Raw genomic sequence first — 9525 nt, 5'->3', positions numbered from 1 at the left:
GCGATGCCGTCGTGCTCGCGCGCGGCGACGGCGAGGACGACAACACCACCGAGCGGCGCTGCGACCAACGTGGATGGGACGACGACCCCGGCGGAGCGTGCCAGCACGGTCATGCCGGATGTGCGTTCATGTGATTTCCTCGGTCGAGACCGGAACCCCGCCCGACCCCAGGGGAAGGATCGAGCGGGGCAGGTCGAGGTGGGTGGTGGATGGGCTGGGTCAGGCTGCGGAGGACTCCGCGAGCTGCTTGTCGTCCCGCTTCACCTTGATCGTGAACCAGGTCACGCACCCGATGATGATCGCGAGGAACAGGGCGCTGGTGCCGTTGGTCCCAAGGCCCAGGCCGCCGTTCTTGGTCGGTGCTGTGAGGAAGTCGCCCATCGAGGCGCCGAACGGCCGGGTGATGATGTACGCCGCCCAGAAGGCGAGCACCGCGTTGGCCTTGAGCACGTAGAACGCTGCGGTGATGGCGACAATGACACTGCCGAAGATCAGCGCGGACGGGAGGTAACCCACAGCCAGCTTCTCGGCCACGAGGTCGCCGGCGGACGTGCCGAGGGCGAAGGTGAACAGGATCGTGAGCCAGTAGTAGGCCTCACGGCGGCGGGTGACGACCGTGTGGATCGACAGGGTCTTCTCCGACCGGTACCAAGCAACGAACGACGCGAGGAGTCCAGCGCCGAAGATGGCGCTCGTCGTCCAGAGGCTGACCCCGAAGTTGTCCACGAGGTTGTCGGAGAAGAGAGTGCCGACGACGCTGACGAGCACGACGACCAGCCAGTAGATGGCGGGGACGTACCGCTTCGCCGAGAGCTGGACAATCAGTGCGGCGGCCAGCAGCAACGCCATGAGTGCGGACGTCGCCGAAAGGCCCAGCCCCACATTGGCGTTGAGGAAGTCGGCAGCGGTCTCGCCGACGGTGGTCGAGAGGATCTTGACCACCCAGAACAGTGCAGTGACTTGGGGGACTTTGTTCAGCAGGACTTGAGTCCACGCGCTTCGGTCGACATGTGAGGTCGACCGGTCGGTGGTGACAGGTGATTGGCTCATGACGTCGATCGTGCGGCGTGGACCCTGTCACGAACCTGATCGGATGGTCACGGCTAGACGCGAGGGAGCGAGAGAGTGAAGCTCGTCGGGCTCGACGTCGAGGTGACGTGCACGTCGCCGCCCAGGGTGCGGGCGACCCGACGGGAGAGAGCGAGCCCGAGGCCTGCCCCGTCGCTGTCCGGCCCACGCCGACCCGACACGAAGAGTGTCTCGGTGTCGTCGGGCGCGATGCCGTCGCCGTCGTCGCTCACGATGATGTTCACCACCCGGTCGCTGCCTGCGACCGCGAACGTCACTGACGTACGGGCGTGCTTGAGCGCGTTCTCGACGATGGGTGAGAGGGCACGGAGCGCCAGCTCGGCGGGGGCCGCAATCTCATCGGACGTGACGTCCTCGGTCGAGATGGAGAGCGTCGGGACACGGTGGTGCTCGATCGACGCGAGCACGAGTGCGACGGCGTTGGTCCGCGACTCGGCCCGGGCGTCGCCGCGGGCGATCGCGACGAGTGACGCGATCGTGGTGCTCATCCGGTCCACCAGCATGACGACGCGGCCGAGTCGTTCGGAGACGGCAGGGCTCGGGTCACCCATCAGACCGAGTTCTGCCTCCCCACGGATCGCCGTGAGCGGGGTCCGGAGCTCGTGGGCGAGCTCGGACGTGAGCTGCTGTTCGCTGCGCAGCGCACCGGCGACGCGGTCGAGCAGGACGTTGAGGGTCCGACCGAGGTGGGCAAACTCATCACCGGTGCCCGTGGCGTCAAAACGGGAGTCGAGGTCGTGCTCGCTCCAGTCCTCGGCGCGAGCGGCCATGGAGGTGACCGGCGCGAGGGTGCGCCTGACGGTCCACGCTGCGAGGGCTGCGGCACCGCCGGTGACGACGAACCCGAGGACGACGAGCCCGAGGACCACTTCGTTGCGGGTCGACTCGTAGGGCTCGAGCGGTGTCTCCACCACGACGACGGCCCGCACGCTGCCGTCGCGGCGCACGGGTGCCGCGATGAAGCTCCGGTTGTCGGCCTTCATCCGAGCTTCCTTGCGAACCCCGGAGAGTGACTCGGCAGCGGCCATGAGCCGTGGTCCGGCGCGCGGGCCTTCGATGAGCGAGCCGTCCGCGGAATAGACCCACGAGGTGTCGTCGATCGTGTCGTCGGCCGTCTCCAGGGCGGTCACCATGCCGTCACCCCCGACGCTGACGGTGGCTGAGACGGCGGACAGCCGGTCTTCCAGGCGCGAGTCGATGTTCTTCTCGGTCAGCGCCGACAGCACCAGCACGACGGTGCCGATCATCGCCGTCACGGCGATGGCGGAGACCAGCAGCGTCGACCAGACGATGCGAGAGATCAACGTGCGTCCGGGCGCCCTCATCGCAGGGTGAACCCGACGCCACGCACGGTGGACAGCTCGACGGGCGAGTCGATGGAGGCGAGCTTGACCCGCAGTCGCCGGATGTACGAGTCGATGGTGTTCTCGTTGACGATGGCTCCGTCGGGCCACGCGGCCGCCACGGCCGCCCGTCGACGAACGACGGCTCCGGGCTGTGACGCGATCGCCGCAAGCAGCCTGAACTCGGTGGGCGTGAGGCTCGCCTCGTGCTCGCCGGCCTGCATCGAGAGGCTGTCGGGGTTGAGGGTCAGGCCGCTCGCCGATATGTCCGTGCGCCGATGCCGGCGGTCAAGTGCCTGGATCCTGACAAGGATCTCGGCGATCGCGAACGGTTTGACGACGTAGTCATCGCCGCCGGAGTGGAAGCCCGCGACCCGGTCGTGCACCGCATCAAGAGCCGTCAGGAAGAGGACGGGGGAGTGCTGCCCGTTCGCGCGCAGGGCCTGGCACACATCGCGTCCGTCGGCGTCCGGCAGCCCGATGTCGACGATGAGCACCTCGACAGCGCTGTTCGGCCCGAAGTTGTCGACGGCCTCGCGACCATTGCGTGCGATGACGACGTCGTGACCGTTCATCTTGAGCGCGTCGGTCAACATATGTCGGACGTCGCGATCGTCCTCGCATATACCGATAACTGTCATGTCGTCATGGTGCACCACCGCGGGCACCCAGCGGCATCTCGTGGTCAAGACAGTCAGGTCTTGTGCAGGTTTGTGCACGCATTCTGGCCTCATGACAACCGTGGCTGATCGTCGAGTGGGGCCACTCGGTCGACGTCTGAGCAGCCTCCCGACCTGGACCGTCCCGGCGTCGGTCGCCGCAGCGGTGCTCTGCCGGGTTCCCTTCGTCGGGCATGCAGCCGGCCCCGACGAGGCAGGCTTCTTGCTTGTCGGTGCGCAATGGAATGGTGCCGGTACGTCGTTGTACGGCAACTACTGGGTCGACCGCCCGCCCCTGCTCATCACGATCTACCGGCTTGCGGCTTCGCTCGGTGGCCTCACGGCGCTTCGTCTGATCGGGTGCGTCGCTGCGGCGTTGCTGGTCCTTGGGGCCTCGCGTGTCGCGGGTCTGATGGCGGGCAGGGAGTCAGCGCAATGGGCCGCGCTGTCAGCCGCCGCACTGAGCATCAACCCCCTTCTCGGCAGCCGGGGGGTCAACGGCGAGCTCCTTGCCGCCCCTTTCATCCTTGGCGGAATCGCAGCGATGATTGTCGCCCTTCGTGCCTCGAGCCGTCGGCAGGCGGGTGGCGCAGCCGCCGTGGCGGGGGCTCTGGCGGTGTGCTCCCTGCTCGTGAAGCAGAACCTCGCGGACGTCGCCGTCTTCGGAGCCGTTGCTCTCATCCTCGCGACATGGCGCGGGGACATCTCCCGTCAGCGCTTCACCACCTTGCTCACCGCCGCAACGGGTGGCGCCCTGGCGGCCGGCACCGTGCTGGCCGGCTGGACCGTGATCCACGGGACGTCCCTGGTGGGCGTGTTCGACGCCATGTACCCGTTTCGCCTTCACGCCGAGCAGGCGATGGCGGCAGGCGGGAGCCATCACGCGACAGTTCGGCTCTTCGTCCTGATCGGGGCCGCTGCAGCAAGTGGACTCATCTTTCTCCTCGTGGTGCTGGCGCGCGACGTGGTCGTGCGGCGCCCTCGCGACGTGCTCACCTGGGCGCTGATCGCGACGATCCTGTTCGACATCGCCTCGGTGCTGGTCGGCGGCAACTACTGGCACCACTACCTCGTCGAGCTGATCGGTCCGGTCTCCGTTGTGGTCGGGCTGCTGTGCGCAAGGCGAGCGCTGGGAGCGCGTTCCGTCCTCGCGTACGTCGCCGCCGCAGCCGTCCTCGGGTGGGCGGTCAGCCTTGGAGCACCTCAGGGCAGTGACGGTCAGTCGGTCGGGCGGTCCATCGCTGCTGTCTCGCAACCCGGCGACGCGATCGTGTCGACGTGGGGTCATGCCGACGTCACCCTGGCCTCGGGACTGTCATCGCCGTACGCGCAGCTGTGGAGCCTGCCGATCAAGACCCTCGACCCCCAGCTCACCCAGCTCGACGCCGTGCTGACCGGACCCTCCGCTCCGACCTGGTTCGTCTCGTGGGGGCACCTGCGTACCTGGGGTCTGGACACGGCGCGGACCGGCAAGATCCTGAGCCGCGACTACCGCCAGGTCGGCCTGGTGTGCGGCCGGACGGTCTACCTGCACGACGGCATCGTTCGCCCCGTTCCCCGTGTCGAAGGTTCGTGCCGCGGCACTGGCGCGCCACTCGACACTTCCCCACCAACAGCCTCGACCACAGCAAGATGAAGGAGCGCACAAGATGAGCACCGTCGTGATCATTCCCACCTACAACGAGGCCTCCGGGGTCGAGGCGGTTCCCGACGCCGCCCTGAGCGCGGCACCCGACGCGGACATCCTCGTGGTCGACGACAGCAGCCCGGATGGCACCGGGGCGCTGGTGGAGGCTCATCCATCTCACCTCCACCGCGTGTTCCTGCTCAGCCGCGCGGAGAAGGACGGTCTCGGTGCGGCCTACCGGGCCGGTTTCGCGTGGGCCGTGGAGCGCGACTACGACGTCATCGTGCAGATGGACGCTGACCTCTCGCACCCGCCGGCGAAGATCCCCGAGCTGGTTGCCGCGCTCGAGACGACCGACATCGCCATCGGTTCCCGGTACGTCACCGGCGGCGGAGTCGACAACTGGAGCGTCGGGCGCCGTCTCATCTCCTGGGCTGGCAACACCTACGTCCGCGCTCTGCTCGGACTCGAGGTGCACGACGCGACCGCCGGGTTCCGGGCCTTCCGCCGGCAAGCCCTCTTGACCCTGGGTGCCCTCGACTCGCAGTCGAACGGCTACTCCTTCCAGATCGAGAACACGTGGCGGGCGGACCGTCTGGGCCTCACGACGACCGAGGTGCCGATCACCTTCACTGACCGCACGACAGGTCAGTCGAAGATGTCGGCCGGCATCGTCCGCGAGGCAGTTGCGCTCGTGCTGGTGTGGCGCTGGAACGAGCTCAGGCACGAAGCCAATGTCCTAGTGCCGCGCGCGGTGGACGGACGACATGATGTCGCGGTGTAGCCAGTTCGTGGCGCGGCTCATGACGCCCGAGATCATGACCTTCCTCGCGGTGGGCGGCGTGGGTTACATCGTCGACGTCGCAGCGTTCAACGTGCTGAGATCGCTGCCGTCGCTGGCGGCCGCCGACCCCTCGATCGCCAAGTTGCTGGCCGTCGCGCTCGCCATGGTCGTCACGTACGTCGGCAACCGCGCACTGACCTGGCGCGGCGCACCTGCGGGCGATCGTCGACGCGAGGTTTCGCTCTTCGTGCTGTTCAACCTCATCGGGCTGGGCATCTCCATCGTCACCCTGTCGATCTCCCATGACTTCCTCGGGTTGACCAGTCGCTTGGCCGACAACATCTCAGCGAACGTCGTCGGCCTCGCGCTGGGCACGGCATTCCGGTACTGGTCATACAAGCGGTTCGTGTTCGCCACGGGTATCGAGGCCATCGATCGCGGGCGTCCACCCTATGATGGGTTGGCGTCGATGCACGCAGCCGGGCACTGACGTCGGCTATGTCGCCCTCGTTCCATGAGCGGGTCGTCGTGGGCCTCACTAATCTTGTCCCGCAGCAACATCGCACGACTTCCTGTCCGTCAGATCTTCGCGATTTAGAGGTGAGCGCCATCACGTCCCCGCCGCTTTCCGCACGCGATCAGGCGACCGCCTCCGCTTCCACTCCCGACACCGGCCCCTATCGCTGGCTGGGCTGGTTGCTGGCGGTCGTGGCTGTCTTCACCGTGGTCACCGCCGTGCGTTCCCACCAGGTCGACATCCCGTTTCGTGATCCCGGCGGACGAATCTTCCTGTCCCGCATCGCACTGTCACTCGCGTTGCTGATCGTGTTGTCGTTGCTTGACGCGGCGATGCGTGTCGGTCGCCGCAACTGGACGGTCAGGAACACTGCGGCGATGCTGCAGTCGCGCTGGCCGGCGGACCGGGTGCTCGTGGCGGTCGGTGGGCTCCTGACCTACCACTTCGCCTACGCCTGCTACCGCAACCTCAAGAGCTGGGTGGCCTTCAACGGCGGTCACGACGACCGGCTCCTGAGCCTCGACCGCAACCTCTTCTTCGGCCACAGTCCGGCGGTCCTGCTGCACGACCTCTTCGGACGCCAGGTCGCCCCTCATGTCATCGGCGTGATCTACGAGTCGTTCTCTGTCATCGTGCCGATCTCCTTCGTTGCCGCGCTGGTGTTCGCCGACCGGATCCGCGACGGCTTCGTCTTTCTCAGCTCAGCCATCTGGGTCTGGATCCTCGGGGTGGCGTCCTACTACCTCATCCCGACGCTCGGGCCGTTCGCGTCGGCACCCAAGGAGTTCGCCGGACTCGACCCCACGTCGATCACCGCCACCCAGGCCAAGTACATGGCCGAACGCGCTCAGCTGCTCGACCATCCGGCGGCCGCAGACTCGTTTGCGAGCATCTCGGCCTTCGTGAGCTTGCACGTGGGTTTCACCTTCATGATCTTGCTGATGCTGCGCTACTACGGCTTCACCTGGGCCGTGCGGGTCATGTACGTCTACCTCCTCGCGGTCATGGTTTCGACGGTCTACCTCGGCTGGCACTTCGTCATCGACATCCCGGGCGGGCTCCTCGTGGCCTACCTTGCCGTGCGGCTCGGGCGTCTCACGACCTACCCGCACGGGCGCGGGTCGCCATGAACGTCATGACGCGAAGGCCTGCACGGGCACTCTCCAGCATGCTGACGCCACCGCAGGGCTCGATGGTTCGCTGGTGGTTTCTCTGCTCCGCGATCACCGTCGTCCTGCGCACGCCGTTCATCAATGTCCCGCTCGGCATCGACGAAGGGGGAGATGCGTTCGTCGCGCGCGCCTGGGGCACCACCCAAGGGTCGATGTACGGCGGCTCGTGGCTCGACCGACCACCGTTGCTCGTCCTCCTCTACAAGATCGGCGTGCTCGGCGGTGACCGCGGCATTCGCGTGCTGGGCATGGTGGCGGCGATCATGCTCGTCGCCGCGACGATGGCGATCGCGCACCGCATCAGCGGGGCCCGCGCCGCGCGCATCACCGGGGCGATCACTGCCGTCATGACGTCGTCCGTGGTCCTGGGTGCAGTCTTCACCGGCAACGAGCTGCTGGCCAGCGTCCCCGTCACGTTCTCGATCGTCACCCTCGTGCGGGCACGCGACTCAAGCCAGCCGGGGCGATGGCTCTTCGTCTCTGGGTTCCTGGCCACGTGTGCGCTGCTGATCAAGCAGTCGTTCGGCGAAGTCGTCGTGGCGGGCGCGATCTTCCTGCTGGTCAGCTGGATGACCCGTGAGCGGTCGGGCTTTCGCGCGATGTGGATCGTGATGTGGCTTGCCGGTGTGCTGACGCCCCTGCTGGTCACCCTGGCCTGGTTCGCCCACTACTCCGTGGGCGTCAAGGCCTTCGTCTACGCCGTGGTCGGCTTCCGCCTCGACAGCTTGAATCTGCTGCACCGGTCCGAGCAGGGTGCGACCTACATGCTCGTGCACCTGGGTCTCCCGATCGCCATCGTGTCCGGATGCGTGCTTCTGCTCCCGTGGGCGGCGTCCTGGCTCTTCGAGCACCGCACCGACCCGCAGCTCGTGCTCCCGCTGGGGGCGTGGCTCGTCGTCGGTTTCATCGGCATCACCGGTGGCGGCAATTACTTCCCGCACTACTTCATTCAGCCCGTCGCGGCTCTGGCGGTGCTGTCCGGATGTGCGTTGGCCGTGACGGGCCGACGCATCCTCGCGGTCGCGACATCTGCGGTCCTCGTCCTGCTGGCGCTCGGCAACGTCGCCGTCGGGGCGACACTGAAGTCGGTCGATCCACCGCAGCAGCGCACACTTGCCGTGTCGGCCTACCTGCGCGACAACTCGCGCCCCGATGACAGTCTCTACGCGCTCTATGCGCGCGCCAACCTTCTTTACTACGCCGACATGCATTCCAACTATCCGTACGCCTGGAGCACCATGGTGCGGGCGCTTCCCGATGCCGAGAGGCAGCTGCGCACCATGCTGAGATCGTCTTCTCGGCGACCGACCTGGATTGTCGAGTGGCAGGAGCCGACCGCGTTCGGCCTCGACAGGTCGGGCGAGACCCGCCGCCTCATCGCCAGTCACTACGTCCAGGTCGACAACATCTGTGGCAAACCGATCATGATCCGCAAGGATGAGTCGGGAAGACCGCTGAAGGCGCCGCCGCCAGCCACGTGCGCGACCCTCGACCTGCCCAGGCACCTCGGACCGGATGCCTCGCGCAATCCGTCCGACGGCGCCGAATACCTCTGGCAGTAGGCGTCCGCCCGCCCGCCCCGCCCACCCCGTCCGCTGAGTGGGACGTTTCGGCTGTCAAAACGCTGATCCAGCAGCAGAAACGTCACATTCAGCGGGGAGGGGACGGGTGAGGCAACGCTGGTCCCAGCAACGTCACAGTAGGTTGGCGCCATGGCAGATGACATCGAAGAAGCCCGCATGCCCGTAGGTCAGGTCCTGAACGGACTGACGATCCATCCGCTCGCTGATGGTGACAGGGCCCTCAGCGCGTTCGTGATGGTGAAGGTCGCGGACCCCGACGGCGACACCGGCTGGGCATTCCGCACAACCGAGCCGCCCAACCTCGAAGAACTTCTGGGCGCGCTGATGATCCAGGTTGAGCTCGTCAAGAAGAGCATCCTCGAGGAGTGGGACGGGGAGTAGCCCCACCAACACTCACTGGCAGGCCGCGGGTCATCGCGGCGTGGGATCGACCGGCTCCCGACCATCTGACGGGATGAGCAGGTCGCCGGCCACCCAGCAGACTCCCATGTGGTTGCCCACACCGCCGGAGACCACGGCCACGAGCGCGAGCCAGCTGCCCGACTCGTCCTTGCGCCACTCGATCAACAAGCCGGCCCACGGCTTCAGGCTGCCGTACTCGCGGGACTGGCGAACCCACACGTGTCGAACGGGTTCGCGCGCCCGAGGCTTCGGCTTCGGGTCACGATCGACGAATCCCATCGAGCAAGAGTAGAACAGATGTTCGACCAGGTGAACCTGTCGGCACTGACGCCGCCGACACACTGGCGGC

10 protein-coding genes are annotated in these 9525 nt (G+C 67.0%); 6 read left to right on the top strand and 4 right to left on the bottom strand.

Going from position 1 to position 9525, the window contains the following annotated elements:
- Positions 1-219: 219 nt before the first annotated feature.
- From H7290_RS08935 to H7290_RS08925, 3 genes are read right to left on the bottom strand one after another with little or no spacing between them, the layout of a single operon-like run.
- Positions 220-1050, bottom strand: coding sequence for a hypothetical protein (locus tag H7290_RS08935; RefSeq protein WP_290513669.1), 831 nt, complete (start codon positions 1048-1050; stop codon positions 220-222).
- 53 nt (positions 1051-1103) lie between these two features.
- Positions 1104-2414: a HAMP domain-containing sensor histidine kinase gene (locus tag H7290_RS08930; protein WP_290513668.1), complete on the bottom strand. Its 1311-nt coding sequence runs from the start codon at positions 2412-2414 to the stop codon at positions 1104-1106.
- Positions 2411-3073, bottom strand: a complete 663-nt coding sequence (locus H7290_RS08925; RefSeq protein WP_290513667.1) for a response regulator transcription factor — start codon at positions 3071-3073, stop codon at positions 2411-2413. The genes H7290_RS08930 and H7290_RS08925 overlap by 4 nt, the downstream gene beginning before the upstream one ends.
- A 91-nt stretch (positions 3074-3164) precedes the next feature.
- Between H7290_RS08925 and H7290_RS08920 the strand changes: the two genes are divergently transcribed.
- The 6 genes from H7290_RS08920 to H7290_RS08895 all read left to right on the top strand — a co-directional run bounded on the left by H7290_RS08920 (position 3165) and on the right by H7290_RS08895 (position 9155).
- Positions 3165-4727 (top strand): hypothetical protein, encoded by a 1563-nt coding sequence (locus tag H7290_RS08920; RefSeq protein ID WP_290513666.1) that lies wholly within the window; start codon positions 3165-3167, stop codon positions 4725-4727.
- A gap of 13 nt (positions 4728-4740) precedes the next feature.
- Entirely contained in the window at positions 4741-5502 is a 762-nt protein-coding gene (locus H7290_RS08915; RefSeq protein ID WP_290513665.1) for a polyprenol monophosphomannose synthase, read from the top strand.
- Positions 5489-5992, top strand: coding sequence for a GtrA family protein (locus H7290_RS08910; protein ID WP_290513664.1), 504 nt, complete (start codon positions 5489-5491; stop codon positions 5990-5992). Before H7290_RS08915 ends, H7290_RS08910 begins: the two co-directional genes overlap by 14 nt.
- A 110-nt stretch (positions 5993-6102) precedes the next feature.
- Positions 6103-7149 carry a phosphatase PAP2 family protein gene (locus H7290_RS08905; protein WP_290513663.1) on the top strand — a complete coding sequence of 349 codons (1047 nt, stop codon included), beginning with the start codon at positions 6103-6105 and terminating at the stop codon, positions 7147-7149.
- 38 nt (positions 7150-7187) lie between these two features.
- A complete protein-coding gene (locus H7290_RS08900; RefSeq protein WP_290513662.1) occupies positions 7188-8753 on the top strand; it encodes a glycosyltransferase family 39 protein in 1566 nt (521 codons plus the stop codon).
- Between the two features lie 150 nt (positions 8754-8903).
- Positions 8904-9155 carry a hypothetical protein gene (locus H7290_RS08895; protein WP_290513661.1) on the top strand — a complete coding sequence of 84 codons (252 nt, stop codon included), beginning with the start codon at positions 8904-8906 and terminating at the stop codon, positions 9153-9155.
- A gap of 30 nt (positions 9156-9185) precedes the next feature.
- Here H7290_RS08895 and H7290_RS08890 read toward each other — a convergent pair whose 3' ends face one another.
- The gene (locus tag H7290_RS08890) at positions 9186-9455 is read right to left on the bottom strand and encodes a hypothetical protein (RefSeq protein ID WP_290513660.1); all 270 of its coding nucleotides are present in this window, start codon (positions 9453-9455) and stop codon (positions 9186-9188) included.
- Positions 9456-9525: the final 70 nt, after the last annotated feature.

The organism is Aeromicrobium sp. (assembly GCF_014378035.1).
GTDB lineage: Bacteria > Actinomycetota > Actinomycetes > Propionibacteriales > Nocardioidaceae > Aeromicrobium.
This window is presented reverse-complemented; position numbering and strand designations above follow the sequence as displayed.